Origin of the sequence: Phytopseudomonas daroniae (assembly GCF_004327275.1) — a bacterium.
Classification (GTDB): Bacteria; Pseudomonadota; Gammaproteobacteria; order Pseudomonadales; family Pseudomonadaceae; genus Aquipseudomonas; species Aquipseudomonas daroniae.
In genome coordinates this window covers 139,450-165,963 of the sequence record NZ_QJUJ01000010.1, presented here as the reverse complement: position 1 = coordinate 165,963, position 26,514 = coordinate 139,450, and the positions used below count along the sequence as shown (strand labels likewise).

Genomic DNA, 26,514 nt, shown 5'->3' with positions numbered 1-26,514 from the left:
TCAGAAAATATGAATTATAGGTTTTATAAATTCAACTTTTACAACTTTATTGGTTCTTGGAGGATGAGATTTCTTCTCCAAGAGTTGAAGACTCATGAAATATCCGACTGTATTTATCGACGGCGACCAAGGCACCACCGGCTTGCAGATTCACCAGCGTCTGCGTAATCGAAGCGATCTCAAGTTGATAACGCTGGCTCCCGAGCATCGTAAGGACTCCAGGCGTCGTGCCGAGGCCATCAATACCTGTGATTTTGCGATTCTTTGCTTGCCCGATCCGGCGTCCCGTGACGCTGTGGCAGCTATTGAAAACCCTGATGTCAGGGTCATTGATGCAAGTTCCGCGCATCGTACTCATCCAGATTGGATCTATGGCTTTGCCGAGATGGATTCCGGACAGCCTCGGCGAATCGCGATGGCGAACCGGGTCAGTAACCCAGGTTGCTACCCCACTGGCGCGATTGGATTGCTAAGACCATTGTTGAGAGCTGGCTTAGTGCGACGAGATTATCCCGCGGTCATCCATGCCGTATCCGGGTATTCCGGGAAAGGCCGAACCGGCATTGATGAGTACGAAGGAGAGCAGTCCATACTGGCTCCGGCATTTCAGGTCTATGGTCTTGGCCTCGCTCATAAGCATGTTCCGGAAATTCAGCAGCAAAGTGGGCTGACAGAGCGGCCTGTCTTCGTGCCTGCCTATGGGGCCTTTCGGCAGGGCATCGTGCTAACCGTTGCACTGCACAGCCGCTTTCTAGCCGAGGGCGTCAACGCCCGGCAGCTACATGAGTGCCTAGAAATGCACTACCGCGCTACGAAGCACGTTCAAGTAATGCCGAGGCATGAGGCGAATGAGCTGACTCATCTGGATCCTCAATCACTCAATGGAAGCGATGGAATGCGACTAGCCATCCTGGATAACGAGGGATCGGGACAGGTTTTACTGGCGGCAGTTTTCGACAATCTTGGGAAGGGAGCAGCCGGGGCTGCGGTGCAGAATTTAGATCTGATGATGAGTGGTGTGTGAGCGGAGTGATCTGCAGGTGTATCTGGGTATCGCTTTCTACAGACAGTGGGCATCTCCCAGTAGGGAGTTCGTGGGGATCAGATGTCCTCGATTGCTGCGTTCGCCCAGCTACTCCAGTAGCCGGGCGAACGGCGCTATCGCCGCTTAGCGGTAGCGTTCCAGCCAATGGGCGTAGGGGGCTGGCAGTGTCCAGGAGGCTTTGTCGACGCCCAGTTCCTTGGCGGCGAAGTATGGCCAGTGCGGGTCGGCCAGGTGGGCGCGGCCGATCGAGACCAGGTCGAGGTGGCCGGCTTTCAGCGCGTCTTCCGCCAACTGCGGCGCACCGAAGCCCCAGGCGGAGGTTACGGGCAGGTCGGCTTCGCGGCGCACGCGCTCGGCGATGGGGCCCATGAATGCCGGGCCCCATGGGATGTTGGTATCGGGGATGGTAAAGCCGACGCTGACGCTCAACAGATCCAGGCCGCCAGCCTTGAAGCGGCGAGCCAGTTCGATGGATTCGTCGAGGGTCTGCTCGTCACGGCCGTCGTACTCGAGCACTCCGAAGCGGGCGGTCAGCGGCAGGTGCTCCGGCCAGACTTCGCGGACGGCGGCGAGGGTTTCCAGCATGAAGCGGCTGCGGTTTTCGAAGCTGCCACCGTAGGCATCGGTGCGCTGGTTGGAGTGCTCGGAGAAGAAGCTCTGGCCCAGGTAGCCGTGGGCGAAGTGCAGCTCGATCCATTCGAAGCCGGCGTCACGGGCGCGGCGGGCGGCGTCGACGAAGTTCTGGCGCACACGGGCGATGTCTTCCAGGGTCATGGCGCGCGGCACTTTCGGCAGGTTGGCACCAAAGGCGATGGCGGACGGCGCGATGGTTTCCCATCCGCGCGAATCGTTGTCCGCGATGTGGTCATCACCTTCCCACGGGCGGTTGGCGCTGGCTTTGCGGCCGGCGTGGGCGATCTGGATGCCTGGCACGGAGCCGGCAGCCTTGATGGCTTTGACCACCGGGATGAATGCCTGGGCGTGCTCATCGCTCCAGATGCCGGCGCAACCCGGGGTAATGCGGCCTTCCGGCGCCACGGCGGTGGCCTCGACGACCAGCAGACCAGCGCCGCCACGGGCCAGGCTGGCCAGGTGAACGTGGTGCCAATCGTTGATGACGCCGTCTTCAGCCATGTACTGGCACATCGGCGGGATGGCGATGCGGTTGCGAAGGGTAACGTCTTTCAGCTTGAAGGGTTCGAACAGCGCAGACATGGACAGACTCCGGATGGTTCGTTCATTTACGTTTGTTCGATCATAATCGAACTATGGCAATTGTCGATAGCCTCGTTATCATGTGCAGCATGCGAGCCTTCAAACATCCCGATCCCAGCGACCTGACTCTCGAGCGTCTGCTTTACGCCCTGAGCGATCCTGTCCGCCTGGAAATCGTTCGCTGCCTGTCAGGTGTGCCGGAAGCCACCTGCGGTGAACTCGATGGCGGCCGCCCGAAGTCCAGCATGTCCCACCATTTCCGGGTGCTACGCGATGCCGGCCTGGTGCATACCCGCAATATCGGTACCACGCACATGAACTCGCTGCGCGCCGATGAGCTGAATACACGCTTCCCTGGACTGCTGGCCGCCATCCTGCTGCAGCAGTGATCGCGGGCTTTTGCGATACCTTTCATTCGAACTGATGATTTCTCCCTGCGGCCTCAGCTGAAAAGGTTGCCGCTGCACACGCTCATACCCGCTGCGTACGCACATCGATGGAGACCTCGATCTGGTTTTCCAGATGGGCCTCGACAGGCCACGGAGCCCTATGCACGTTTTCGCAGCGTCACGAGTGGATCGAGCGCCCTCATCGAGAGTGTGATTGGCCCAAGGGGGTCAGGAAGCGAGTGGCGTGACGAGCGGTATCCATACAGTGCGAACCGATTTACATGTCTTTGCCTCACAAGCTTATGGACAAATATATAAATAGATTCACTGCTGAAACAGGTTGTCAGCTCGACCTCGAAAGAGGCCCGACGGGCATATGTTTCAAAGCCATGTCTGCGAGCGGTCAATGCGTAGGGCGCAGGTATCTGAGCACCGCACAACTCGCCAACTGTGCACTGGTGCAAGCGGTGTTTCTCGACTTCATCGCCCAAACAAAAAGGGCGTTGGAGTCGGGGGACAAGGGAATCGCTGGCAATATCCATCCCTGTGACGATGAGGCCGATTCGACGTCGGGGTTATGACTGCGCCGTAATTGAAACGCCTGCAGTAGAGGGTTAGTGGATGGTTTGTTCGTTAGCAGGGTTTCGATGGGTAGCTTGACGGGTATGGCAGTGGCTTTTTGCGTAAACCCCATGGAGTAAGGCAGTTCTGCAGCTACCTTGCCTGACGCGCCCTGCTTACAGTGCAGCGTCGTTCGCTTACGCAGGCCTTTACCTCATGAATCTCTGGTTTCGTCTTTTTCTGATGCTCCTGCGCCGACCATGGCGCCGGCCGGTACCTGCTTTTGAAACCACTGTCGTACGCATGCGCGTCTGGCCGCTGGATCTGGATCTGAACCGCCATGTCACCAACGGTCGCTACTTCACTCTCTCCGATGTCGGGCGTATGGATTACGTGCTGCGCAGTGGCGCGTTTCAGGTTGCCCTGCGCCATCGTGCTCTGCCCATCGTCGGCGACGTGTGGGGCAAGTTCCGCCGCGAGCTGAAGCTGTTCGAAGCTTTCGAGATTCACACCCGTATGCTGGGTTGGGATGACAAGTGGAGTTTCGTCGAGCACCGTTTCGTCAAGGCTGGTCGGGTGGTGGGCGTGGTCATCATGCGTGGGTTGTTTCGGGGGCCGAAAGGCAACGTGCCGCCGGCAGAATATGCCCGCGAACTGGGTTTGCCGGAGCAATCCCCGGAACTGCCGTCCTGGCTGACGAACTGGTCTGAGAGTTGCGAGCAACTGAGCAACCAGTTGCGTAGCGAGCAGGAGTAAACAGGCTGAACATCGCGTAGCCATGGAGCCTTCAGGCTGCTCGGAGGGTTCAGATTACCCTCTAGACGTAAACCGGCTCTATCGATTGTGAGACCCCGTCTCCTGGGGCAAAGGGCAACATTCCCCGGAGCGTTGCCTGAGGCCCAACCGAGTGATCGGCAGGTTATCCCAGTGAAGCGAAACACCTTTCCACGCAGTATGATGGCGCATCGCTATTTCATGCGGTGCGCTTGTCACGCTCCGGCATGAGGCTTTGCATCGGAGAGGGCATGGGCACGGAACCGCTGAGCAAACCGCAACTCAAGGAGCTGGTGCGACGCGTCATCGTTGCCCAGGGAAATGCCTTCATCAAGGAGCTGCTGCGTGGCACCAGCGCCAGGATCGGGGCGACCAAGGAAGACTTTGCCGCCAACCTGGACGCCGCCATCGATGCCGATGAGCTTACCCAGGAAAACCTAGAAGCCTGGCTGGCGGAAGTCGAGGGTTGGGGCGATCAGCACCTTTACCTGATCGAGCCCCCGCAGATCGAGCCCGGCGCGCTCGCCGCCGGTATCGCGGCAAGCCCACATGCCGGTGCACTGAGTGCGAGCGCCAGTCTGGAGTTTCCCGAGACGCTGGAGCTGAAGCATATCGGTCTGGGCAACGGCGGTCTGTCGATGGTCTGGCATCAGTGCAAGGCCGGTTGGAATCGCTGGAAGCCAAAGGACTTCGTTGTTGAAGAAGGGCTGGAGCGTTATCGCTTCGATGCTTATCGGCAACGCCTCGACCGCAGTGTCGTCCGCTACGAATGGCGTTTCGGCGATCCCTATTGCGCGATTCTGATCCACCGCAACCCCGACATCGACCACAAGGCCGTCTTCCAGGATATCCGCGCGACGCTGGCGGCCATCGGCTGCTCGGATACTGCCCCGGTGCCGATTCCGCTCAACCAGGCGGTGAAGGTGGCAGCGGCGAAAGGAAAGGGCGTGCATTCGACCCGCTTCGAGCTCGATGGCGGCTATGTGGAAATGGCGTCGACCCTGGCAGAAGGCGGAATCGAAGCCGTGGAGCCGGTGCGCGTGGTGCTACAGGCCGTGGATACGGGCCAGTTCGACCGGGCGCAGGGCATGCTGCATTTTGCCGCCGAGGAGCATGGCACGAGTCGGCGAATCGCCGTTCAGGTCTATGGCCGCGAGGCCAGGTTGCGGATCTGGGCGCAGTGCAAGCGCGAGGACATCGTGCGCATCGTCGAGCTGCTCTGGGAGTACAACAACGCGCCATGAGTCCATCATCACTAAGCCGCTGGCAGGCGGAAATCAACCGGCGCCTGGAGCAGGGCGTTGACCTGGAATTCACCCTGGAGCAGTTCGCACAGGCGGTCGATGCTCTGGAAAGCGACAAAGCCCTGCAGGCCTTCTTCGACAGCCTCGTCGCATCCGCGGCGGCGCGCAGAATCGAGGCCTATCGTTGCCCCGTTCGCGAATGCGGCAGGGTTCTGCCGCCTGGTGTATGCCCGGTCTCCTGCCCGTATTGCCACACGGATTATCAGCAGGAGGGTTGCGAGGCCATCGTCGAGTATTTCTATCGGCTGGCGGGACAGAGCAGCCGCGATATCAGGTGGGTGATCGTCATCCATGGCATGAACAGCCGCGCCAAATGGCAGGAAGAATTCAGCTGGGAAATCGCCAATCGCCTCAGCTATTCAGCGCCTGTGCTCATCTACAAATACGGCTGGGCGACCATCGACGTATTCGCACGCTGGCTGCATCGCCGGCTGGCCAAGCGCCTGGGTGAGCGGATGAGGATCGCCATCGGGCAGGCAGAGAAAAGCCGGCATCCGTCGAGGCCGGACATCATTGCCCACAGTTTTGGCACGCTGCTTTTATCGCGCGTACTGGAAGACCCGGATTTCGCCGACCTGAAGTTCGGCCGCATCATCACCGCAGCGAGCATCGTACGCCCGGATTTCGATTGGGATCGCCTTGTCGCCGAGGGCCGCATCGAGGCCATTCTGAATCACGTCGGCGCCCAGGACGGCGCAGTGCCCTATGCGCAATACGCCATTCCCGGAGCGGGCCCTGGCGGAGTGGCGGGCTATGACGCAAAAGCGGTTCTCAATGTGCGTACCGAGGATTACCGTCATTCGGGGTTCTTCATCCCCGAGAATCTGCGCGTGCTGATTTCACGTGAAGGGTTGTGGCACGGTTTTCTGACCCGCCCGCTGACGCACTTTCGTCCGGTTGGTGCCTTCGTGCCCGGACGTGAGTGGCGACCGGCTCCCGTGCTGGCACGCATCCTCACACGGTCGATGGCGTATACGGTTTTTTGCCTGCTGGCGCCGTTCTCATGGCTGCGTCGGCGGCTGGATCCTTGAGACCGTTTGTACGGACGAATGGCGCGCGGCAGTGATGACGGCCGAACGCCAAGGGGCATCACGGCTCCTTGACGTTCGATAGGGAGTAGGGCGCCGCCTGCGCGCCCTGGTATCAGTTGCTTGGCCGCTGTTTGGTCGAATCCAGCTCGGCTTTACTGGCGGTGGTGATCTCGGTGATTTGCGCCGATTTGGCGATGGCGAAGTCGAAAGTGTCCTGCATCTTGGCAATGGCCTCGGTCGGTGTGCCCTTCAGCCCGCCACTGGCTGCCCAATCGAGGTTCCAGACGCCAGATAGATCATCGGCACCCGCCACGTCGTGGGTTTCGATGGCGGTGAATACATCCGGATGGCGCTGCATGTATTTGGCCGCCTCGACAACATCGCCAGGAACCTTGCCCGAGGTATCGTTGGCCAACTGCGAGATTTCTCGTCCGGTAATGGCAGACTTTCCGTTCTGGCGCATGTAGTCGGCGATGGTCTTGCTGGACTTGGCGATATCCAGCTTGGCATCGAATACCGAAGTCGAGGAATTTTGCGTATTCGGATTGCCGCCAGTGGGTGACACGGTAGTAGACATCGGCCCTGCTCCCTCAATGGATGTATGGCGCGTGGCAGTTGATGCTGCCGTCGTTCCGGACGTTAGCAGCAAGCAAATGGCTCGCGCGCATTGCATTCACAGCAATTCGCAAATCGCTGAATATTTCACAGCGTTTCACAGCTTTGGGAGCCGACCCTAGAGACGCGGAGCGCTTTTCACGGTCGAAAGCGCTCTTTCAATCGCCTCGTGTGGCGTCGAGGCATGGGGCTGCTCGACGTAGGTATATTTGCTGTTATCCAGAACCAGCACCTGAGCTTTTTGGGTCAACCTGTCGACGTCATAACCCAGGTCGATACAGGCACCCAGAACGGCCAGCATGGCCTGCTCCAGTACCATCTCACTATGCGTCGCCATATCTGCACCTCGGTCATGGCCTGTAGCCGGCCGGAAGAAAGGTCAAAAGAATCTGCTACCACTGGTGAGGTATGACTGTGTGGGAGCCAGAAGGATTCAGCTGATATGAGCGTGCGCCGCAGTTCACCGATGAAACGTCATCCCGGCAGCCTGTAGAGCTCGATACGGTCTTCTTCGGCCAGAACGTTTACGCCTCGCAAATCCTCGCCAACGTGTACGACCTGCATCAGCTTGCCCAGCAGGCCGGTTGATGAAGCGTCATCGTATTTTCATGCGCAGCGGTTTTCATGGAGCGCGTCCCGCTACCGATGCGTATTTACGTTCAGGGCGTGATCCGGACGGAGCGCAAGCGCTCCGTATCCACTTTTGCCAGTTCATCCAGTAGCGAGGCTTGCGAGCAGCCATGCAAGCACCGGCAGTCACTGCACTTTTCTGGTGTCCCGCAGAAGGATTAGACAATGACCGTCAAGGCTACGAGCAATGCAGGCGTCAACGCGGATGGAGATTCGAACTCCGTCAAAAACTGGGAGCAGGCTGCCGAGCAGGCCAAGCAAGCAGGCATACGTTGGGAGAAGCCCGAGGACGACAAGCGCTCCGCGAAGGAGATCATCGACGATAGCCCGCTGCTCAAGAATCTGGGTAACCAGAGCGGCGTGAAGGACATGCTCAAGGAGCGTGTCGGTGATTTCGAGAATGATCCTGACGCCGCCTTTCGGGCCGTTCAGGTGCTCGAACATATCGAGAAGATAGACGGCGGTGGCAATCGCATCGTCAGCGATAACATCGATAACGGCCGAGTGGATGGCTTCACCAAAGGTGGCGATGCCAAGCACGGCACCGAAGCCGGCCGGCTGCAGGACTTCGGTAAATATGGCTTCGGCCATCTCGAAGGCAAGCTCAACGACGTGAGCACCGCTGCCGATGACAAGGAAGCCCGTGAGCAGGCCGAGGCGCTTGGCATTCAGTGGGAGCGCCCGGAAGGCGACAAACGTTCGGCGCAGGAGATCATCGACGATAACCCGCTGCTCAAGAACCTGGGTAACCAGAGCGGCGTGAAGGACATGCTCAAGGAGCGTGTCGGTGATTTCGAGAACGATCCCGATGCCGCGTTCCGTGCGGCGCAGGTTCTCGAACACATCGAAACGCTCGACGGTTCGGGTGACAAGATTGCCGGCAAGGATGTCGGCAATGGCAGCGTCGATGGCTTCACCAAGGGCGGTGACGCCAAGAACGGCACCGAGGCGGGCCGCCTCCAGGACTTCGGCAAGTACGGTTTCTCGCACTTGCAGGGCGAGCTGCGTAATCCCAGTTCGGCTGCGGACAACAAGGAGGCCAGGGCGCAGGCCGAACAACTGGGCATCGTCTGGGAGCGGCCGAAGAACGACGAGCGCAGCGCACAGGAGATCATCGACGGCGATCCCCTGCTCAAGAACCTGGGCAACCAGAGCGGCATCAAGGACATGCTCAAGGAGCAGGTCGGTGATTTCGAAACCGACGCCGATGCCGCCTACCGCGCCTCCCAGGTGCTGGAGCACATCGAGACACACGATGCCGATGGCAAGGTGCTCACTGGCGGCGACATTGGTAACGGCAGTATCGACGGCGTCACCAAGAGCGGCGAGGCCAGGCATGGCACCGAGGCCGGGCGCCTGCAGGACTTCGGCAAGCATGGGTTTTCCGCCCTCAAGGGGCCTGAGCCGACTGAGGACAGCAAGATGGATTTCGCCCGTAAAGCTGCCGGGCTGCCACCGGCAAGCGAACTCGATATCGCCAATCTCGAGACCACCACTGTCGATCCCAACGACAAGAACCGCAAGCTCACGGTCAGCGAGATGACCTGGCAGAACCTGATGAAGGACTGGAAGGCCGGGATCGACAACGGCAGTATCGCCAGGGATGACGACCGCGCCAAACTGTACAACGCCTTACGCGCCCAGGTCGCTACTGAAAATGGTCTGGACATGGTGACGCTGGACATCTCCATGGGCAAAAACACCGCCAAGGCCAATGGCGATGATTTGTCCTCGATCATCGATCGGGACAAGGTCGACGAGCAGGTTGCCCAGCTGTTCGGCTCCGAAAGTGTCCAGAAGGATTTCCAGGCTCAGCAAGACAAGGCCGTGGACGCGCTGCCAGACAAAGACGGCGTGCGCGAGAAACTCGAAGACACGGCATTTTCCGAAGAGTATTCACGTTATATCGCTGACCTGAAGGAGAAGGGGCTGGGTGATCTGGCCGAAGCGGATATCGCCAAGACCTACGCTTCCATCGCGGCGTTCGATCCGGACAAGGCTGCACAGTTTTCGCAGCACATGATGATCGATGCCACCACCATGGATCTCGACAAGCTGATGGCGGATCCTTCGCTCATCAGCGATGACAACACCGCCCTGGCTACGCAGGACGCTATCAAGACGCTCCTCACCACGCTGAAGAAAGGCGGCGTCGACATGACCCGTCGTACCGTGGAAACGGAGCGTTTCGTTCAGGAGTTCCTGGGTAACAAGCAGACCGCCAAGGCCTTTGGCGAGGCGTTGAAGGAACTGGGCGCGACCTTCGCCAAGAATGGCACGGTGACCACTGCGGATATCGACAAGGTCATGGGCAAGGATATCTACAAAACCCTGGGCGAGGGCGCCCATGGCAGTATGCTCAAGACCATCACCGAACTGAACGCCAATGGTGCGCTGGGCTCCACGGGCGGTCTGATTTCCCTGGCGTCGGGCATCTACCAGCTTGCCGGCAAGGGCGGTACCTTGGCTGATACGCCGGAAGAGCGTCTGGCCATTGCCAAGGACTTCGTCAGCGTACTCGGCGCTGGCCAACATTTCGTCAACCTGGGCAGCAATATCTACGACAGCATCCGCGGCACCCAGGTCAATCAGATGCTCGGGCTGGACAAGTCGTTGCCACAGATCTTTGGCAAGGATGTACCGGAAGGCGCCGGGCGCAATATCAGCCTGGTCGAGGGGGAGGTGAAGAAGCTTTTCGAAGACTTCAACGCCGCCATCGATGCCGCCCCCATCGACAACAAGGAGAAGCTCGCGGAAAAGCTGAACATGTCCGACGAGCAGCTCAAGACGCTCAACGATGGTTTCCGCGATGGCTTCGCCAAGAATCCCGGACTCAATGGCAGCACACCGACCACCCGGGGTATTTCTGCATTCCTGCGGATCATGGATGCCGGCGCCAACACCTTCACCGGCATTGCCGATCTGGTGCTGGGCGGCTTGAAGATCAAGTCGGGAGTGAGCAGCAACGATCAGGTCGCTGTAGCGCAAGGTGCGATCACCGTCGCCGCCGGAGCATTCAATTTCGCGGGCGGTGGTGCACAGATGGCCGCCCTGATGGGTTCGAATGCCGCCAGGGCCATCGCCGGTCCGTTGTTATGGGTAGGTGCTGCATTGACCGTGGCGCTGACGCCGTTCCTGATCGTCGAGGACATCAAGCACAACAACCGCATGGATGCTCATCGTGCCGATCTCGATCAGTTGTTCAAGGATCTGGACGAGCAGGGCCTGCTGACCGAAAACGGCCTGCTTCGCTACGAGTTCCTGGATGACTACATGTACAACTACGCCCAGCGGGACGCGCCGGATGACCAGAGCATCTTCGAGTACCGCGAAGAAGAGTACGAGTTCTACCGTGAGGAAGGCCGCCTACCTGAAAACGGTTGGGATCACCTGGTGCACGACGACTACAAGGGGGATGGTGCCAACCTCGATACACAGATGGCGTAGGTCATGTAACCGCCTCTGATCACCTCGTGCTCGACCGGCCCAGGAGCAACTCCACCGGTCGAGCTCCCTGCGAGAGACCCTGGATCGACGACGCGATTGCCCACCTTATGGTCGCTCGAAAAGAGATGAATCCACTTCTGGCTGAAAACAGACGCTAGTCACCATCAGGATCCGGCGTAAGCCTCTCCAGTTGCGGACATGCCCATTCCACGAAGGCTCTGACGCGCGGCGAGAGCTGCAAGGAGTGCGGGTAGACCAGTTGAATTGGTAAATCCGCCGGTTCGAAATCCCTGAGGACTCTGACCAGGCGGCCGTCAGCCAGCTCGTCCGCCACCTGGTAATGCATCAGCCGGGTAATGCCTACGCCTTGTACGCTGGCCTGGCTGGCGGCACGAATCTGATTGCATACCAGCCTCGGCGTAATGTTTTCGACCAGCTCTTTGCCTTTGTGGCGGTAGTACCAGTGCCTGCCTTGCGAGGCCAATGTGATGCAGGCGTGCTCGCGCAGCGATTCCGGCGTATCGATGGCAGGGGCGGTGTGCAGGTAGTCCGGGCTTGCGCAGGTGACCAGTCGCGTGGTGCCGATCCTGCGCGCAATCATGGCCGAGTCGGGCAGGTGGCCGATGCGCAGCGCCAGGTCGAGGCGGTCATCGAGCAGGGGAACGATATGGTCGTTCAGGCTCAGCTCGACCGCTATTTCTCCGTGATCCTTGAGAAAGGCGTTTACCAGCGGTGCCACGTAGCGCTGCCCGAATTCCATGGGTGCGGTCACCCGAAGCAGGCCGCGAGCGACGCCATCACGCGCTTCCAGCCGCTGTTCCATGTCATCGAATTCGGCGAGCGTGCGGCGGCTCCAGGCCAGGTATTGCTCGCCTTCGTCGGTGAGGGCCATGCGCCGCGTGCTGCGGTTCAGCAAACGAACTCCCAGGTAGCGCTCCAGCGCAGCCAGCGAGCGTACCAGCGACGCGACGGACTGGCCCGTCGAATCGGCCGCTCCACTCAGGCTGCCGCTGTCGACGATCCGCACGAAATTGGCCATTGCCTTGAGCCTGTCCATTGTCACCCTTCGATTTGTGCGATTACCGCATAGGTCTTGTCAGGTTCACACCATAGGTGGAACACGGGCTTGGGCGGAAACTGCAGGGACTGATCTCACCCGGAGTTTCAATCATGAACCAGCGATCTAGCCCCGCCCGAATCATGGCATACGACCATATCGGAATTCGCGTCAGCGACAAGAACCGTGCGCTGTCTTTCTACCAGATGCTCGGCTTCGTGGAGAGTGCGAGCTTTCCGCAATTCGAGGCCAACGAGATGCTCACCGCGGATGGTGTGCGTATCAACCTGATCTTCAACGGCGTGCGCGTGCCCAAGGCCCACAACGCGTTGCTGGATGCGCCGATAAAGCTGCCCGGAATGACTCACCCGGCCTTCATTGTCGATGATCTCCAGGCCCTCCAGCTCTGGCTGGAGGCGCAGGGGATCGTCATCACCGAGGGACCGCATCACATCGGCCCTCGGCGTATCGCGCTGTTCATTCGTGACCCGGATGGCAACGTCCTTGAATTCAATCAACTGGTCGATGGAGATGCACAATGAAACTGTACGATCTGGACGGCTCTGGCAACTGTTACAAGGTCAGGCTTTTCGCCGCTCTGGCCAATATCGAGCTGGAAATAGAGGCAGTGGATTTTCTCAGCGGTGCGCACAAGAAGCCGCCGCTCGCCGACCTGAATCCGTTGGGCCAAGTGCCGATTCTGCAGGATGGGTCGCGGGTCTTCCGCGATTCGCAGGCCATTCTGGTTTACCTCGCGGGCACATACGGTGGCCTGGCGTGGTGGCCGGCTCATCCCCAAGGCCAGGCGGATATCGTTCAGTGGCTGTCTTTCGCCGCCAACGAGGTTCAGCACAGCCTGTGCACCGCACGGCTGGTGCAGAAGTTCGGCTATGACCTGGATCAGCCCGCTGCTCTGGCGAAGTCGCCAGGGGTTCTCTCGCTGCTCGACAAGCATCTGGAGCACCATGACTGGCTGGCGATCGGGCGGCCTTCGATTGCCGATTGCGCGGTCTATCCTTACGTGGCGCTGGCCCCGGAAGGCGGTGTGGATCTCGCCCCGTACCGCCACGTCGCACGCTGGATCGCACGACTGGAGGCCTTGCCGGGGTACTTGCCCAAGCCGCGATAGTGGGAGGGACAATGGTGGCGCGCAGGTTACGCCTTGCCCAGCATCATCGGCGGCGGAAGATCATGCCGCCATGGTGGAGGGTGTTCTGGTCGACGAATTCGCCATCGGCGGTGAAGCCCGTGTCGTCCCAATAATCGATGTGAGTGCCTTCCACTTCATAACGGCCTTGATAGGCGCTTTCCTGATTCCCCCTGGCTTCGTCATAGCGGCCATTGGGCAGCAGTTCATGGCGGATATGTCCATCATCTGTTACCCACATTCCGACATATGAGTGTTTGGGCATTGTTTTCTCCACGCTCCGCTGTCTGTGTTCGTCGCCCGTGGCGGTCGGGGTCGAGCCGAGCACCGGTGCTGGTGGGAACAGGTAAAGCGAGCCGAGCAACAGGCCGCTCATGATCGCTGGTCGATAAGTCATATCGCTCTCCGGTTACTGGCTGCGCCAGCGTCTGTAACGGCCGCCACGGGCAGTTCGCTCACTCGGCCGCAGGTGCAGGAATGCGCTGCAGCACGTCATCGTAGGGCACCAGATCGAGGAACGCGGTGACCTCCACCGCCTTGCCGTTCTGCATGTGGAAGATCCACGCATAGCTGTTCTCGTAGGCTTGGCCGTCGCGCGCAACCCCGGCGCCATCCCAGTTGATGATCACATGGTCTCCATCTGCCCAGACCTGTTTGCTGACCGGTTTGATTGAGGTGGATAGACGCGACACGAAGGGGCGAACGGCCTGCTCGACGAAATGCTCACGGCCTTGAAAGACGCCAGCACTGGGTCCGGATCCTTTTATCGTCCACGTCACGTCGGGCGTCAGCACGTCGCTGAAGAACGTCGTTCCGCCGGCAGCCCAGCGATCGAACGCCTCGGTGACGATTTGCTTGTTGCGTGTTTCGACATCACGTTCTACGGCCGCACTGGCGACGCTCGAACATAGAACCAGGCTGATCAGCAGCGTGGATGCCAGAGTGGCTGAGCGGATACTACGCGGGGGCGGTGGGTGCATGGTGGGGCTCCTTGGTCTCATCGTCGTTTCTAGGGGCGTGGCCGGGATGAGCCAATCGGTTTCATTCCGGGTGAAATGAGTCTGCCTCCATGGCGGTGCCTGCCCGTAGCCGCATCGTCCTGCTTCCTTGTACGATCGTCCGAGCGGATAGGGGAGCGCTACACACTGATCTTGCAAGGAGGAGGCATGAGCCCTGTTGAAACGCTGATCGATATCATCAGCCGCCATATGCCGTCCGACGGCATGCATCGAACACCGATTCCGGGTGTGAGCCTGGCTCGTTCGAGCATACCGACGGTGCCAATGCCCGTGGTCTATGAACCGACCCTGTGCCTCATCGTGCAGGGGCGCAAACGCGTGATGCTGGGTACCACGGCCTATGTGTACGACGCGGCCAACTACCTCATCGCATCCGTGCACCTACCGGTGTTCGGCGCGGTCATCGAGGCTAGTGAGGTGGCTCCCTATCTGTGCCTGGTGCTCAATCTGGATATGGCCACGTTGAGCGATCTGGCGCTGCGCTATCCCTCTGCGGACGCCAGCGATGCTGCGCCCGCCGCGGGCATTGTGCTCAACGATACGAGCCCCGAACTGCTGGATGCGGCGGCTCGGCTTGCCAGTTTGCTGGACAAACCCGGTGATATCGAAGCGTTGGCTCCGCTGGTGACGCGCGAGATGCTGTACCGACTTCTGACCGGGAGCGGCAACGGCGTCATACGGCAAATGGCGCAGGCCGACAGTCGTCTGAATCAGATCGCCAAGGCCATCGTCTGGTTACGCAGCCATTACAGCGAACCCTGCCGAATCGAGGAAATTGCCGATATCGCTGGCATGAGCCGCTCCACCTTCCATGCACATTTCAAGGCCGTTACCTCGCTGAGCCCGCTGGAATTCCGTAGCCAGCTGCGGCTGCAGGAAGCACGCCGGCTGATGGTCGCCGAAGCGGTCGATGCTGCTGGTGCCGGATACCGGGTGGGCTATGAAAGCCCCTCGCAGTTCAGCCGGCATTACGCCCGCATGTTCGGCCTGCCACCGGCCAAGGACGCCGGACGGCTGCGCAGGGCTGCGGAAATGTCTGCGGGATGATTGGGCTCGGAGTCGAGCCGCTTACGCTTTATTCCTGGCCTCTAAGAATAGGTGCAGTTCTAAGGACGGATCATCCACTCACCGAGATCGCATAGCACTTTGACGAGGTGTCGCGTTAACGCTGCATTGGCGGTGGCTATTACCCTACGACAAGAGCGTCGGGGGCATTTTTCAAGATGTTTCGCGCTGAAATGGAGGTGAACTAACGCTCCGGCAGCATGATCCTTTTCTATGCGCAGTCAGCGCGAGCCTGATGGGCCGATGCCCCCGCACAGAGCCTCCAGGATCGCTGAACGATAAGGAGCCGCCCGTGAACGTCACTGCCCACCCCGTCTACCGAAGCACACCAAGCCCGCTGCACGCGATCTTGCTTGCCGGAACCGTCCCCCTGTTTCTCGGCGCTTTGCTGAGTGACATCGCCTACTACAAGACCTTCCAGATTCAGTGGAGCAACTTCGCCGCCTGGCTTATTGCCGGTGGGCTGTTGTTCTGCGGGCTGGCACTGTTGTTCGCGCTGGCCAATCTGATCCGCGCTGACCGCAAGGCCGGGCGACCGGTCATGTATTTCCTGTTGCTGCTGATCACCTGGGTGCTCGGGCTGGTCAATGCCTTTGAACATGCGAAAGACGCATGGGCCGTCATGCCGGCGAGTCTGGTGCTGTCGGTCATCGTGACCCTGCTGATCAGCGTTACCGCGTGGATCGGTCTCAGCGGCCTGCGTTCGGGAGGTGTCGAATGAGAAATGTAAGCGCACTGACTGCCCTGAGCATGGCGCTGTTCCTGAGCGCATGTGGCGGCGAAGCGGAGACCACCATGGATCGCGGCCCGGATCCCAAGTTGCCGGAGCCACAACGCGGTCTGTTGCCGAGCATGAAGATTGCCGAACCGGAGGAGTGGGGCGATCAGAAGCCCACGGTGCCTGAGGGATTCAGCGTCACGGCGATCGCGACCGATCTGAAGATTCCTCGTCAGACCCTCGTCCTGCCCAATGGCGATATCCTCGTCGCGGAAGGCCGCGGGGGTAACGCCGCGAAGCTCAAACCGAAGGACGTGATCGCCGGCTACATCAAGGCCCAGGGCAATACCAAGGTCAAGGGTGGCAATCGCCTGACGTTGTTGCGTGACGCCGATGGCGACGGCACCTACGAGGTGCAGACGGTGTTCGCCGAAAACCTCAACGCGCCGTATGGTCTGGCCTTCGCCGATGGCAAGTTGTACGTGGCCAACCAGGATGCGCTGGTCAGCTTCGATTACGAAGAAGGCCAGACCGAAGCGGGTGGCCCGCCGACCAAGGTCACCGACCTGCCGTCCGAGATCAACCACCACTGGACCAAGGCGCTGACCATCAGTCCGGATGGGCGCTATCTCTACGTGGGTATCGGCTCCAACAGCAATATCGGCGAGCGCGGCATGGAGGTCGAAGCTGATCGAGCGCTGGTCTGGCAGGTCGATGCCGAGACCGGAGCCCACAGGCCTTACGCGACCGGTTTGCGTAACCCGACGGCGCTGACGATTCAGCCTGAGTCCGGGCAATTGTGGGCCGTGGTCAACGAGCGCGATGAACTGGGGCCTGACCTGGTTCCGGATTACCTGACCTCGGTGCGTGAAGGCGAGTTCTACGGCTGGCCCTACAGCTACTGGGGCCAGAACGCCGATACGCGCGTGAAGCCGGACAACCCGGACAAGGTAGCCGCAGCGATCAAGCCGGATTACAGCCTGGGCTCCCACGTCGCCGCACTGGGTGTCGACTTTTCCATACCGGAGATGGGCGAGCAGTTCGCCAACGGCGTTTTCGTCGGCGAGCATGGCAGCTGGAACCGCGACAATCCGGTGGGCTACAAGGTGATCTTCGTGCCGTTCGATGACGGACGTCCTGCCGGTGAGCCGATCGACTTCGCCACGGGCTTCCGGGATGACGAAGGGAAAACCCGCGGCCGGCCGGTTGGCGTCACCGTCGATCCAAGCGGCGCCCTGATCATCGCGGACGATCTTGCCAATACGGTGTGGAGGGTGACGCGTAATCAGTAAGTCGTGAGCCCCGGGGCGGGCAAGCCGCCCAGGGGGCTGGATTGAAGAGGCGGCTGCCGTCCATCGCGAAATCGCTTCGTGGTGGACGGTCGATTGTGCGTTACCAGCCCGTGCTGAAGCATGGGGCGGTCGGTAATGACATGGCTACCGCTGCAGGTATGCAAAGACTTCCAGTCCAAAGCGATTTACTGTTGCTGCGTCAGATAGCGCAGCGGCGGGGAGGTCGAGTCATGGGCACGCATACGAACGGGCGGGACTGGGTGCTACGCAGTCACGCGCCAGGTCGGGTGGAGCGCATAGAGGCCTATTTCAGCGGCCACGGTTACGACCCGCATCGCCACGACTCCTACGCCATTGGCCGCACGCTTTCCGGCGTGCAGAGTTTTCGTTACCGCCGCGCGATGCGCCACAGCCTTCCCGGCGGCACGCTGGTGCTGCATCCGGATGAGCTGCATGACGGCATGGCGGGTACCGAGGACGGCTTCCGCTATCGCATGCTCTATATCGATCCATTGCTAATCCAGCAGGTGCTGGGCGGCAAACCGCTGCCCTTTGTCGCGGGTGGGCTCAGCGACGACCTGCGCCTGCGCTGGGCAACCGAGTCGTTCATGCAGGCGATGGATCATCCTCTCGAGCCCCTGGAAGAAGACGATGCGATCTACGACCTCGCTCGTGCGCTGGAAGCGGTCGCCGGGAAAAACCGGGGGCGTCGCGCCTTCGACTATCCCGCTGCGCAGCGGGCGAGGGAGTACATCCATGGCCGCAACGGCGCCAGCATTACCCTGGATGAACTGGAGCATGTCAGCGGGCGGGATCGCTGGAGCCTGTCCCGGGATTTCCGTGCGTTGTTCGGCACCAGCCCCTATCGCTATGTGACGATGCGCCGGCTGGATCGCTGTCGAGAGTTGCTGTTGGCGGGTATCGGCCTGGCCGATGCGGCGCTGATCGCCGGTTTTTTCGACCAGAGCCACATGACACGTCATTTCGTCAAAAGCTTCGGCCTGTCCCCGGCCCGTTGGCTGAGCATGGTGAAGCCGCGTTAACAGACCCCGGCTTGCAGGATCGTACAAGAAGGCTTCCCGGTGCCTCGATAGATTGGTGAAAAACCAAACGAGGAGCCTCCCATGTTCAAGCAAACCCAAGCATCGCAACAGCCAGTCAACCTTGAGCAGAAGTTGGGCCTGATCACCGAGCAGTGGTCACCCCGGGTAGTCGCTGAAATGAATGACTACCAGTTCAAGGTGGTACGCCTGCAGGGCGATTTCATCTGGCACTCGCATGTCGAGACGGATGAAGCCTTTCTCGTCCTCGACGGCCAATTGCGCCTCGATTTCCGTGACGGGCAGGTAACGCTCGGCAGTGGCGAGCTGTACGTGGTGCCCAAGGGCGTCGAGCACAAGCCTTACGCCGAGAAGGAGGTGAAGCTGCTGCTCATCGAACCGCGAGGCGTCTTGAATACGGGCCATGAGGGGGGTGAGCGTACGGCGCAGAATGATCGCTGGATTTAGGGTCTGTTGACCCTGGAGTGCACACCTGAAGCGGCTGGCGCTCATGGCGAACGCCAGCCCATCGCTGCTGCGGCAGATTGCTGCCTCAGGTTCCGCTTTTCACCTTGGTCCAGATCCGTGTGCGGATGCGGTCGATGTTCAGTGGCATGGCTTCCAGCGCATAGAGTTTCTCCATGACGTCATCAGGCGGGTAAACAGTGGCGTCGGCCTTGAGTGCCGGGTCGACCAGGGCGTCGGCTTTGCTGTTGCCGTTGGCGTAGTGCACGTAGTCGCTGATGCCGGCGATCACCTCGGGTTCGAGCAGGTGGTTCATGAAGGCGTAGGCGGCTTTTTCGTTGGGCGCATCCTTGGGGATGGCGACCATGTCGAACCACATCGGCGCGCCTTCCTTGGGTATCACGTAGGCGACATCGACGCCGTTGCCGGCCTCCCTGGCGCGGGCGCTGGCCTGCATGATGTCGCCGGAGAAACCGACTGCCATGCAGATGTCGCCATTGGCCAGCTCACTCACGTATTTGGAGGAGTGGAAGTAGGCGACGTTGCGGCGCATCTCCATCAGCAACGCTTCGGCTTTCTTGTAATCCTCGGGCTCCTGGCTATGGTGCGGCAGGCTCAGGTAGTGCAGGGCGATGGGCAGCATTTCCGGGCCATTGTCGAGAATCGCCACGCCGCACTTGCTCAGCTTGGCCATCAGTTCGGGCTTGAAGATCAGATCCCAGGAGTCCAGTGGCACGTCGTCGCCGAGTACGGCTTTGACTTTCTCCACGTTGTAGCCGATGCCGGTGCTGCCCCACAGGTAGGGGAAGCCGTGCTGGTTGCCGGGGTCATTGCCTTCCAGCGCCTTGAGCAGCGTCGGGTTGAGGTTCTGCCAGTTGGGCAGTTGGCTCTTGTCCAGTTGCTTGAGCGCGCCGCCCTGGATCTGCCGGGCCATGAAATGGTTGGAGGGGAAGACCACGTCGTAGCCGGAGCGGCCGGCCATCAGTTTGGCGTCGAGGGTTTCGTTGCTGTCGTAGACGTCGTAATGGGGTGCGACGCCGCTGGCTTGCTGGAAGTTCTTCAGGGTGTCGGGGGCGATGTAGTCCGTCCAGTTGTAGATGCGCACGTCCTGCGCCGCCTGGCTGACCGAGGCGACGAGCATCAGCGGGATAAGCGATTTCAGCATGGGAGACCTCAACTGTTGTTGTCGATGTTTGTGGAGGCAGCAGTCAGAAAATCAGTACATAGGTTTTGTGCAGCGTTTCTTGTATGTCCCACGCCTAGGGGTTGTTCCCGTTTCAGCGCGCCCGCGGTCGTTCGTGCATGCATTCACAGATGCGGGTTTTCACGCCGCTTCCGTATTCTGCGTAAGTGACCGAGGCGATGTTCATGGCTCGAGCCAGCCTGGTGAAAGGGAAGAGTCATTTCATGAAACCTTCCATCAGTCCGGCCACGCGCTGCGCCATGTAGCGCTGCCACGGGCGACTGGACGGGTCGGCCAGCAGTCTGTCTTCGCGCACGAAGCTGCGGATGATGGCGTTGTAACCCAGCCAGCGGCAGGGCTCCGGCTCCCAGCGCGGCAGATCCTGCACACGGGTGTCGTGACGCACCCAGGGCTGGCGGGTGAGCAGGCTGTCGTTGTCGAGAATCAGGTCGGCCAGGGTGCGTCCGCCAAGATTGCTGGCGCCTACGCCTTCGCCCCCGTAACCGCCGGAAAGGGCGATGCCGTTGCTGCGGTCGCAGAGCATGTGCGGATGAAAGCGCCGCGCCATGCCCAGGTTGCCGCCCCAGGCGTGGGTGATGCGCACGGTGCGCAGTTGCGGAAACAGTTCGCTGAACAGGTAGCGGCGCAGGCCGCGCTCTTCGTCGTTGAGGTTGAAGTCGCTGCGCAGGCGGCTGCCGAAGCGATAGCCGCCGCGGGCGCCGAAGATCAGGCGGTCGTCGAGGCTGCGCTGGCCGTAGGTGACCTGGCGGCTGGTCTCGCTGAAGGCCTGGCCACGCTCCAGGCCAATCTCCGCCCAGGTCGAGGCCGGTAGCGGTTCGGTGGCGACGATCAGGCTTTGTACCGGTATCTGGTGGCGGCCGAGTGGTGGCAGGTTGGTTGCATAGCCTTCCACGGCAGGCACGATCCAGTCTGCGCGCACTTCGCCCGCTTCGCAGCGCACGCTGCCGGCCTGCCAGCTCAGGGCTGGGGTGCCTTCGTAGATGCTCACGCCCAGCGCTTCTACACAACGGGCTAGGCCGCGCACCAGCCGGGCCGGCTGAATGGTCGCGCAGTGTGGTGTATGGAGCGCGCCATAGGCGCCGGGGATACGCAGTTGCTGGGCGAGTTCCTCAGCGGGCAGCCAACGGTAGTCGTCGTCGCCCAGGCCTTCTTCACGATAGCCACGCAGGTATTCGCGCAGGCGCAGCTCCTGCTCCGGGTAGCGGGCCGCGCAGTACAGCACACCGCCTTTGCGGTAGTCGCAGTCGACTCCTTCGCGTTGCAGCACCTGGCCGACTTCATCGGGAATGCCGTGTAACAGGTCGTAGGATTCACGTCGGCTTTGCGGGGAGAGGCCGGCGAGCAGCCGATCTTCGCCGAGCAGGTTGCCCATCAGCCAGCCGCCGTTGCGACCGGAAGCACCGAAGCCGGCGATCTTCGCCTCGAGAATGACGATGCGCAGGTTGGGTGCCTGGCACTTGAGGTAATAGGCCGTCCACAGGCCGGTGTAACCCGCACCGATGATGGCCACATCGGCCTGGATATCGCCGGGCAGCGACGGGCGCGGCGTCAGCGGTTCATCCAGTTGATCCATCCACAGGCTGATGTTGCGCCAGTCGTTCATGCACCGCTTCCACGCAGAATGTCTGCAACAAGACTAGAAGCCTGTTCAGGCGTTGTCTTGCGCGCGTACCCGCGCGTACATGTCTTTCAGGTAGGCCTTGGGTGAGAGCCCAATGTGGCGGCGAAAGGTGCTGTAGAAGGCGGTCAGGGAATTGAAGCCGGCCTCGAAGGCCAGCTCGTCCATGCGCCGCAGGTCATTGCCTGACTGCAGGCGTTGCAGCAGATGCTGCAGGCGCGCCTGGTTGACGTAGCGGTAGAAGCTCTGGCCGAGCACCTGGTTGAGCAGGTAGGAAATCTGGTTGCGGCTGTAGCCGGTGGCCGTGGCAACCTGCTGCAGGCTCAGAGCCGGGTCGAGAAAGGGCTGCCGACGCAGGAAGTAATCCTGGATATCCTGCGCCATGAAGCCCAGTTGTCGGGTCGACAGTCCCAGTTTGCTGATCGCCACGCTGGTCTGGATCGGTGGCCGTGCGTCCTGGCCTTCATGCACCAGGGAGGCATATTCGTTGACCCGCCAGATCAGCCCGTCGCGCACGGTGATGGCTTCGGCGGTGCGAAACGACACCAGACCCTCACCACCATGCAGCGTGGTGCGGTACTGAATGAACGCCGTGTGGCCGTCGATGCGGATGCGATCGGTGTGTTCGAGCGCTTCGTCGGGATGGCGAGGCATGGTGCTGAGGACGTAGTCGCGCAGCTCGCCCAGCCCCATGCGGCGATTGAGGAAGAAGTCGTTGTACTCAATCTCGGGATGATAGAGCGCCATCACCGCATCCAGGTCGCGGTACTTCCAGCTGAAGTGGTAGCGCAGCACGATTTCGCGGGTGCGTTCGGTCTGGGCGGGGTCGTCGGGGAGATCGTCGAGCATGCCGGGTTCGTCCAGGAGGCAGGGCTCAGCTTGCCCGACTCCTGAAGCGGCCTCAAGTGGGCGGGTGAGGGCGATCAGGATAAGCTGTGTGCAATAAACGTGAGTAAAATTTGTTTTTAACGTTAATAGATTGAGTTTGTTTCACTTGGCATGGGCCTCGACAATGCACGCCATCATTTATGCATTGGAGATATCGCCATGGCCCTGGCACATAGCCTCGGATTCCCCCGAATCGGACGTGACCGCGAACTGAAGAAAGCCCAGGAGGCCTTCTGGAAGGGCGAGCTGGACGAAGCCGGCCTGCGGGCCGTGGGTCGTGAGCTGCGTGCGCGGCATTGGCAGGTACAGAAGGACGCCGGCATCGAGCTGCTGCCGGTCGGCGACTTCGCCTGGTACGACCAGGTGCTGGCCCATTCCCTGACTTTCGGCGTGATTCCCGAGCGTTTCCGCCCAGCCAGTGGCAAGCCGACCCTGGATACCTTGTTCGCCATGGCTCGTGGCGTGAGCGGGGATGCCTGCTGTGGCGGTGCCCATGCGCAAGAGATGACCAAATGGTTCGATACCAATTACCACTACCTGGTACCCGAGTTCACCGCTGACCAACAGTTCGCCCTCAGCTGGGAGCAACTGTTCGAGGAAGTGGATGAAGCCCGTGCCCTCGGCCATGACGTCAAGCCGGTGGTGATCGGCCCGCTGACCTACCTGTGGTTGGGCAAACTCAAGGGAGACGCCCAGGGTTTCGACAAACTGGAACTGCTCGAACGCCTGTTGCCGCTCTATGGACAAATCTTCCAGCGTCTGGCCGAGCAGGGCGTGGAGTGGGTGCAGATCGACGAGCCGATCCTGGTACTCGACCTGCCTCAGGACTGGAAGAACGCCTTCGAACGCGCCTACAACATCCTGCAGCGCGAGCCGCTGAAAAAACTGATCGCCACCTACTTCGGCGGCCTGGAAGAGAATCTCGGCCTGGCGGCCAATCTGCCGGTGGATGGTCTGCACATCGACCTGGTGCGCGCGCCGCAGCAGTACCCGACCATCCTCGACCGCCTGCCGGCTTACAAGGTGCTGTCCCTGGGCGTGGTCAACGGCCGCAACGTGTGGCGCTGCGATCTGGAAAGCGCCCTGGCGGTGATCGGCCATGCGCACAGCCGGCTCGGTGAGCGTCTGTGGATCGCGCCGTCCTGCTCGTTGCTGCACAGCCCGGTCGATCTGCAGCGTGAAGATCAACTGGATGCCGAACTGAAAAGCTGGCTGGCCTTCGCCACGCAGAAATGTGCCGAAGTGGCAGTGTTGGCGCGTGCCGTCAATCAGCCGGATGCCCCCGAAGTGCGCGCCGCGCTGGCCGAGAGCCGCGCCGTGCAGGCCAGCCGTGCGGCTTCACCGCGCATCCACAAGCCTCAGGTGCAGGCACGCCTGGCTGCGGTGACCGCCAACGATAGCCAGCGCGCGTCGCCGTTCGCCCAACGTATCGCCAAACAGCGTGCCGGCCTCGACCTGCCGCCGTTCCCGACTACCACCATCGGCTCGTTCCCGCAGACCTCGGCGATCCGCCTGGCACGCCAGGCCTTCAAGCAGGGCAAGCTATCGCTGGGGGATTACACCGATGCCATGCACAGCGAGATTCGCCATGCGGTAGAGATTCAGGAGCGCCTGGGGCTGGACGTGCTGGTGCACGGCGAGGCCGAGCGCAACGACATGGTCGAGTACTTCGCCGAGCAGTTGGATGGCTACCTGTTCACTCGTTTCGGCTGGGTACAGAGCTATGGTTCGCGCTGCGTGAAACCGGCGGTGATCTTTGGCGACCTGAGCCGGCCCCAGGCCATGACCGTGGAGTGGATTCGCTATGCGCAGAGCCTCACGGGCAAGGTGATGAAGGGCATGCTGACCGGCCCGGTGACCATGCTGATGTGGTCGTTCCCACGCGAAGACGTCAGCCGCGAAGTGCAGGCTCGGCAACTGGCCCTGGCGATTCGCGACGAGGTCGTCGACCTCGAGCAGGCTGGCATCCGTATCGTGCAGATCGACGAAGCCGCGTTCCGTGAGGGACTGCCGCTGCGCAAGGCCGACTGGCAGAACTATCTGGACTGGGCCACGGAATCCTTCCGGCTGTGTGCCAGTGGTGTGCGCGACGAGACGCAGATCCACACCCACATGTGCTACAGCGAGTTCAACGACGTGATCGAATCCATCGCCGCCATGGATGCGGACGTGATCACCATCGAGACCTCGCGTTCGGACATGGAGCTGTTGGAAGCCTTCGAGGCCTTCGAGTACCCCAACGAAATCGGCCCGGGCGTCTATGACATCCACTCGCCGCGGGTGCCGGACACCAGCGAGATGGTCAAGCTGATGCGCAAGGCGGTGCGCCGCATTCCTGCCGAACGTCTGTGGGTCAACCCGGATTGCGGCCTGAAAACTCGCGGCTGGCCGGAGACAGAAGCGGCGCTGGTCAATATGGTCGCCGCGGCCCGGCAACTGCGCACGGAACTGGCCTGAGCCAGGGTGGGAGGGGCTTCTGCGTCTTCGACGCAGCGCTGTCGCGCAGCAAACAGGCATGTAGGATGGGTGGCAACCCATCAATTTGCCGATGGGTTAGCACCCATCCTACAGACTAAAGCGCCTCCCACGAGCGAGTGTTCAGTCGGCCAGATACTGGTCGGCCGAGGTGACGGTCGCATAGGCGAACGCCAGTGCGGCCATGTAGGCAGCCTGCACCTGGGCTGCAGGGACGTGGCTGCCTTCGAATTCCTGATCGCGTGTCGCGCAGGCGTCGTGGATCACTGTGGTGGCATAGCCGAAATCCGCGCTGGCGCGGGCGGCGGCGTCGATGCACATATGGCTCATGGCGCCGACCAGGGTAACCTGTTCGATGCCAGCCTTGTCGAGCAGCGCCTTCAGGTTCGTGTCGCGAAATGCATTGACCTTGTGCTTGAGCACCACGTGTTCATCCGCCAGCGGCTGCACGCTGCCATGGATGTGCGCACCCTCGGAGCCGGCGGTGAAGAAGGGCGCGCCATCATTCTGGAATTCATGACGCACATGCACCACCGTATCGCCTGCCGCGCGAGCGGCCGCCAATACGCGTGCGGCGTTCTGCGCTGCCGCGTCGATGCCGTGCAGCGGCCATTTGCCGTCGGCGAAGTAGTCGTTCTGGATATCGATCAGAATCAGTGCGCGCTTGCTCATGGTGTTCTCCGTGGATGGATGCCATACACCTTAGCCGGTGCTCCAGCGATATGGGAGGCGGGTGACTGGCGAGCCTGAGGTGTTTTCCCGGGTATCGCTGCGCTCCACCCGGGCTATGCCCAGGTGCCGGTTTTCAGACCGAGTCTTCGGCCGCCTTGCCGGCGGGTTTTTCGCGGGTCGGCATGGCGAGAATTTCCGGCAGTACCTCGCGAGCGAATACACCATGCAGGCGCCACAGCTCGGCGACCGGATCAAGATGGTGATCGACGCGGATGTCCCACAACGGATACTCCTCGCGGTCGACGATATAGATCACCGCCGAAGATTCGCCATGGCGATCGCCTCCGCGTTCATCCCCTGCGGCGAGAGCGTCGATCAGGCGCTCGACCAGTGGGCGATGTTCACCGTGGCGAAAGGCATCGGCCACAGCGTCCAGCACCTGCGGCCCGACCAGGCGGTTGCCCTGTACGGAAAACTGTTCGCCAGATAGCGAACCGGCCCACGGGATGCATTGATCGCCCGTCCAGCACACGCTGTCGCCATGCCGGTCGATCAACGCCAACTGGCGCAGTTCCATGCACGGATCGGTGTCCATCAGACGTTTCAGGGCTGCGGGCGCCGAATGGCCCTGGCGTAACAGCGCCAGCCCGTCGAGGCCCAGGTACGGATTGACCTGGGCCTGGGTCGCTACCGCGCCAGCTCTGGCGGCGGCATGGCTGAGCAGTTTGCCCACGGCGGGCATGGCGGTAGCGGCGGCAACCCCGAACTGGCCGGTGCGCGGGCAGCGGGCAACGATGGAAAAGGTCATGGGCGACTCCTTTGTGCACGTGTGGCTTAGGCCAC

The 26,514-nt window shown here is 61.1% G+C and carries 25 protein-coding genes; 14 read left to right on the top strand and 11 right to left on the bottom strand.

Features of this window, described 5'->3' with window-relative positions; translation table 11 throughout:
* Window positions 1-94 precede the first annotated feature (94 nt).
* Complete coding sequence (argC, locus tag DNK10_RS21105; RefSeq protein ID WP_131192892.1) at window positions 95-1,024, top strand: N-acetyl-gamma-glutamyl-phosphate reductase; 930 nt, start codon at window positions 95-97, stop codon at window positions 1,022-1,024.
* 144 nt (window positions 1,025-1,168) lie between these two features.
* Here argC and DNK10_RS21100 read toward each other — a convergent pair whose 3' ends face one another.
* A complete protein-coding gene (locus tag DNK10_RS21100; protein WP_131182056.1) occupies window positions 1,169-2,260 on the bottom strand; it encodes an NADH:flavin oxidoreductase/NADH oxidase in 1,092 nt (363 codons plus the stop codon).
* Between the two features lie 53 nt (window positions 2,261-2,313).
* Here DNK10_RS21100 and DNK10_RS21095 point away from each other — a divergent pair, with 53 nt between their 5' ends.
* From DNK10_RS21095 to DNK10_RS21080, 4 genes are all read left to right on the top strand, one after another.
* Window positions 2,314-2,649, top strand: coding sequence for an ArsR/SmtB family transcription factor (locus DNK10_RS21095; RefSeq protein ID WP_131182057.1), 336 nt, complete (start codon window positions 2,314-2,316; stop codon window positions 2,647-2,649).
* 777 nt (window positions 2,650-3,426) lie between these two features.
* Complete coding sequence (locus DNK10_RS21090) at window positions 3,427-3,966, top strand: thioesterase family protein (RefSeq protein ID WP_131182058.1); 540 nt, start codon at window positions 3,427-3,429, stop codon at window positions 3,964-3,966.
* A 269-nt stretch (window positions 3,967-4,235) separates the two neighbouring features.
* Entirely contained in the window at window positions 4,236-5,228 is a 993-nt protein-coding gene (locus DNK10_RS21085) for a hypothetical protein (RefSeq protein WP_131182059.1), read from the top strand.
* On the top strand, window positions 5,225-6,319 hold the full coding sequence (locus DNK10_RS21080; protein WP_131192891.1) for a hypothetical protein: 1,095 nt from the start codon (window positions 5,225-5,227) through the stop codon (window positions 6,317-6,319). The genes DNK10_RS21085 and DNK10_RS21080 overlap by 4 nt, the downstream gene beginning before the upstream one ends.
* 112 nt (window positions 6,320-6,431) lie before the next feature.
* Here the strand turns inward: DNK10_RS21080 and DNK10_RS21075 are convergent, their stop codons facing one another.
* Together DNK10_RS21075 and DNK10_RS21070 are read right to left on the bottom strand one after the other, a co-directional pair.
* Window positions 6,432-6,896 carry a hypothetical protein gene (locus DNK10_RS21075; protein WP_131192890.1) on the bottom strand — a complete coding sequence of 155 codons (465 nt, stop codon included), beginning with the start codon at window positions 6,894-6,896 and terminating at the stop codon, window positions 6,432-6,434.
* A gap of 156 nt (window positions 6,897-7,052) precedes the next feature.
* On the bottom strand, window positions 7,053-7,235 hold the full coding sequence (locus tag DNK10_RS21070; protein ID WP_131182062.1) for a hypothetical protein: 183 nt from the start codon (window positions 7,233-7,235) through the stop codon (window positions 7,053-7,055).
* 494 nt (window positions 7,236-7,729) lie between these two features.
* Between DNK10_RS21070 and DNK10_RS26205 the strand changes: the two genes are divergently transcribed.
* On the top strand, window positions 7,730-11,011 hold the full coding sequence (locus DNK10_RS26205) for a hypothetical protein (RefSeq protein ID WP_244216295.1): 3,282 nt from the start codon (window positions 7,730-7,732) through the stop codon (window positions 11,009-11,011).
* A 154-nt stretch (window positions 11,012-11,165) separates the two neighbouring features.
* Here DNK10_RS26205 and DNK10_RS21060 read toward each other — a convergent pair whose 3' ends face one another.
* A complete protein-coding gene (locus tag DNK10_RS21060; RefSeq protein ID WP_131192888.1) occupies window positions 11,166-12,068 on the bottom strand; it encodes a LysR family transcriptional regulator in 903 nt (300 codons plus the stop codon).
* A gap of 113 nt (window positions 12,069-12,181) precedes the next feature.
* Here DNK10_RS21060 and DNK10_RS21055 point away from each other — a divergent pair, with 113 nt between their 5' ends.
* Window positions 12,182-12,610 carry a VOC family protein gene (locus tag DNK10_RS21055; protein WP_131182064.1) on the top strand — a complete coding sequence of 143 codons (429 nt, stop codon included), beginning with the start codon at window positions 12,182-12,184 and terminating at the stop codon, window positions 12,608-12,610.
* On the top strand, window positions 12,607-13,197 hold the full coding sequence (locus DNK10_RS21050; RefSeq protein WP_131182065.1) for a glutathione S-transferase family protein: 591 nt from the start codon (window positions 12,607-12,609) through the stop codon (window positions 13,195-13,197). The genes DNK10_RS21055 and DNK10_RS21050 overlap by 4 nt, the downstream gene beginning before the upstream one ends.
* A 43-nt stretch (window positions 13,198-13,240) precedes the next feature.
* On the opposite strand, the gene DNK10_RS21045 is transcribed toward DNK10_RS21050, so the two are convergent.
* Window positions 13,241-13,480, bottom strand: a complete 240-nt coding sequence (locus tag DNK10_RS21045) for an Atu4866 domain-containing protein (protein ID WP_131182104.1) — start codon at window positions 13,478-13,480, stop codon at window positions 13,241-13,243.
* Between the two features lie 190 nt (window positions 13,481-13,670).
* The gene (locus tag DNK10_RS21040; RefSeq protein ID WP_131182066.1) at window positions 13,671-14,195 is read right to left on the bottom strand and encodes a nuclear transport factor 2 family protein; all 525 of its coding nucleotides are present in this window, start codon (window positions 14,193-14,195) and stop codon (window positions 13,671-13,673) included.
* A gap of 186 nt (window positions 14,196-14,381) precedes the next feature.
* Between DNK10_RS21040 and DNK10_RS21035 the strand changes: the two genes are divergently transcribed.
* The 5 genes from DNK10_RS21035 to DNK10_RS21015 all read left to right on the top strand — a co-directional run bounded on the left by DNK10_RS21035 (window position 14,382) and on the right by DNK10_RS21015 (window position 18,817).
* Window positions 14,382-15,281 (top strand): AraC family transcriptional regulator, encoded by a 900-nt coding sequence (locus DNK10_RS21035; RefSeq protein WP_131192886.1) that lies wholly within the window; start codon window positions 14,382-14,384, stop codon window positions 15,279-15,281.
* 310 nt (window positions 15,282-15,591) lie between these two features.
* Complete coding sequence (locus tag DNK10_RS21030; RefSeq protein WP_131182068.1) at window positions 15,592-16,020, top strand: DUF2231 domain-containing protein; 429 nt, start codon at window positions 15,592-15,594, stop codon at window positions 16,018-16,020.
* The gene (locus DNK10_RS21025) at window positions 16,017-17,309 is read left to right on the top strand and encodes a PQQ-dependent sugar dehydrogenase (protein WP_131192885.1); all 1,293 of its coding nucleotides are present in this window, start codon (window positions 16,017-16,019) and stop codon (window positions 17,307-17,309) included. The genes DNK10_RS21030 and DNK10_RS21025 overlap by 4 nt, the downstream gene beginning before the upstream one ends.
* A gap of 230 nt (window positions 17,310-17,539) precedes the next feature.
* A complete protein-coding gene (locus tag DNK10_RS21020) occupies window positions 17,540-18,352 on the top strand; it encodes an AraC family transcriptional regulator (protein WP_131182070.1) in 813 nt (270 codons plus the stop codon).
* Between the two features lie 81 nt (window positions 18,353-18,433).
* A complete protein-coding gene (locus DNK10_RS21015) occupies window positions 18,434-18,817 on the top strand; it encodes a cupin domain-containing protein (RefSeq protein WP_131182071.1) in 384 nt (127 codons plus the stop codon).
* An 85-nt stretch (window positions 18,818-18,902) separates the two neighbouring features.
* Here the strand turns inward: DNK10_RS21015 and DNK10_RS21010 are convergent, their stop codons facing one another.
* From DNK10_RS21010 to DNK10_RS21000, 3 genes are all read right to left on the bottom strand, one after another.
* Entirely contained in the window at window positions 18,903-19,979 is a 1,077-nt protein-coding gene (locus DNK10_RS21010; RefSeq protein ID WP_131192884.1) for a polyamine ABC transporter substrate-binding protein, read from the bottom strand.
* A gap of 235 nt (window positions 19,980-20,214) precedes the next feature.
* Window positions 20,215-21,621, bottom strand: coding sequence for an NAD(P)/FAD-dependent oxidoreductase (locus DNK10_RS21005; RefSeq protein WP_131192883.1), 1,407 nt, complete (start codon window positions 21,619-21,621; stop codon window positions 20,215-20,217).
* Window positions 21,622-21,666: 45 nt separating this feature from the next.
* Window positions 21,667-22,485 (bottom strand): AraC family transcriptional regulator, encoded by an 819-nt coding sequence (locus DNK10_RS21000; protein ID WP_131192882.1) that lies wholly within the window; start codon window positions 22,483-22,485, stop codon window positions 21,667-21,669.
* A gap of 198 nt (window positions 22,486-22,683) precedes the next feature.
* Between DNK10_RS21000 and metE the strand changes: the two genes are divergently transcribed.
* Window positions 22,684-24,981, top strand: a complete 2,298-nt coding sequence (gene metE / locus DNK10_RS20995) for a 5-methyltetrahydropteroyltriglutamate--homocysteine S-methyltransferase (protein ID WP_131192881.1) — start codon at window positions 22,684-22,686, stop codon at window positions 24,979-24,981.
* A 141-nt stretch (window positions 24,982-25,122) separates the two neighbouring features.
* On the opposite strand, the gene DNK10_RS20990 is transcribed toward metE, so the two are convergent.
* Both DNK10_RS20990 and DNK10_RS20985 read right to left on the bottom strand, forming a co-directional pair.
* Complete coding sequence (locus tag DNK10_RS20990) at window positions 25,123-25,671, bottom strand: cysteine hydrolase family protein (protein ID WP_131192880.1); 549 nt, start codon at window positions 25,669-25,671, stop codon at window positions 25,123-25,125.
* A gap of 133 nt (window positions 25,672-25,804) precedes the next feature.
* On the bottom strand, window positions 25,805-26,479 hold the full coding sequence (locus DNK10_RS20985) for a DUF1028 domain-containing protein (protein ID WP_131192879.1): 675 nt from the start codon (window positions 26,477-26,479) through the stop codon (window positions 25,805-25,807).
* Window positions 26,480-26,514 lie beyond the last annotated feature (35 nt).

Coding starts and splice junctions, on each gene's coding strand:
- argC (WP_131192892.1), top strand. CDS start 95: ATGAAATATCCGACTGTATTTATCGACGGCGACCAAGGCACCACCGGC.
- DNK10_RS21100 (WP_131182056.1), bottom strand. CDS start 2,260: ATGTCTGCGCTGTTCGAACCCTTCAAGCTGAAAGACGTTACCCTTCGC.
- DNK10_RS21095 (WP_131182057.1), top strand. CDS start 2,314: ATGGCAATTGTCGATAGCCTCGTTATCATGTGCAGCATGCGAGCCTTC.
- DNK10_RS21090 (WP_131182058.1), top strand. CDS start 3,427: ATGAATCTCTGGTTTCGTCTTTTTCTGATGCTCCTGCGCCGACCATGG.
- DNK10_RS21085 (WP_131182059.1), top strand. CDS start 4,236: ATGGGCACGGAACCGCTGAGCAAACCGCAACTCAAGGAGCTGGTGCGA.
- DNK10_RS21080 (WP_131192891.1), top strand. CDS start 5,225: ATGAGTCCATCATCACTAAGCCGCTGGCAGGCGGAAATCAACCGGCGC.
- DNK10_RS21075 (WP_131192890.1), bottom strand. CDS start 6,896: ATGTCTACTACCGTGTCACCCACTGGCGGCAATCCGAATACGCAAAAT.
- DNK10_RS21070 (WP_131182062.1), bottom strand. CDS start 7,235: ATGCTGGCCGTTCTGGGTGCCTGTATCGACCTGGGTTATGACGTCGAC.
- DNK10_RS26205 (WP_244216295.1), top strand. CDS start 7,730: ATGACCGTCAAGGCTACGAGCAATGCAGGCGTCAACGCGGATGGAGAT.
- DNK10_RS21060 (WP_131192888.1), bottom strand. CDS start 12,068: ATGGACAGGCTCAAGGCAATGGCCAATTTCGTGCGGATCGTCGACAGC.
- DNK10_RS21055 (WP_131182064.1), top strand. CDS start 12,182: ATGAACCAGCGATCTAGCCCCGCCCGAATCATGGCATACGACCATATC.
- DNK10_RS21050 (WP_131182065.1), top strand. CDS start 12,607: ATGAAACTGTACGATCTGGACGGCTCTGGCAACTGTTACAAGGTCAGG.
- DNK10_RS21045 (WP_131182104.1), bottom strand. CDS start 13,480: ATGCCCAAACACTCATATGTCGGAATGTGGGTAACAGATGATGGACAT.
- DNK10_RS21040 (WP_131182066.1), bottom strand. CDS start 14,195: ATGCACCCACCGCCCCCGCGTAGTATCCGCTCAGCCACTCTGGCATCC.
- DNK10_RS21035 (WP_131192886.1), top strand. CDS start 14,382: ATGAGCCCTGTTGAAACGCTGATCGATATCATCAGCCGCCATATGCCG.
- DNK10_RS21025 (WP_131192885.1), top strand. CDS start 16,017: ATGAGAAATGTAAGCGCACTGACTGCCCTGAGCATGGCGCTGTTCCTG.
- DNK10_RS21020 (WP_131182070.1), top strand. CDS start 17,540: ATGGGCACGCATACGAACGGGCGGGACTGGGTGCTACGCAGTCACGCG.
- DNK10_RS21015 (WP_131182071.1), top strand. CDS start 18,434: ATGTTCAAGCAAACCCAAGCATCGCAACAGCCAGTCAACCTTGAGCAG.
- DNK10_RS21010 (WP_131192884.1), bottom strand. CDS start 19,979: ATGCTGAAATCGCTTATCCCGCTGATGCTCGTCGCCTCGGTCAGCCAG.
- DNK10_RS21005 (WP_131192883.1), bottom strand. CDS start 21,621: ATGAACGACTGGCGCAACATCAGCCTGTGGATGGATCAACTGGATGAA.
- DNK10_RS21000 (WP_131192882.1), bottom strand. CDS start 22,485: ATGCTCGACGATCTCCCCGACGACCCCGCCCAGACCGAACGCACCCGC.
- metE (WP_131192881.1), top strand. CDS start 22,684: ATGGCCCTGGCACATAGCCTCGGATTCCCCCGAATCGGACGTGACCGC.
- DNK10_RS20990 (WP_131192880.1), bottom strand. CDS start 25,671: ATGAGCAAGCGCGCACTGATTCTGATCGATATCCAGAACGACTACTTC.
- DNK10_RS20985 (WP_131192879.1), bottom strand. CDS start 26,479: ATGACCTTTTCCATCGTTGCCCGCTGCCCGCGCACCGGCCAGTTCGGG.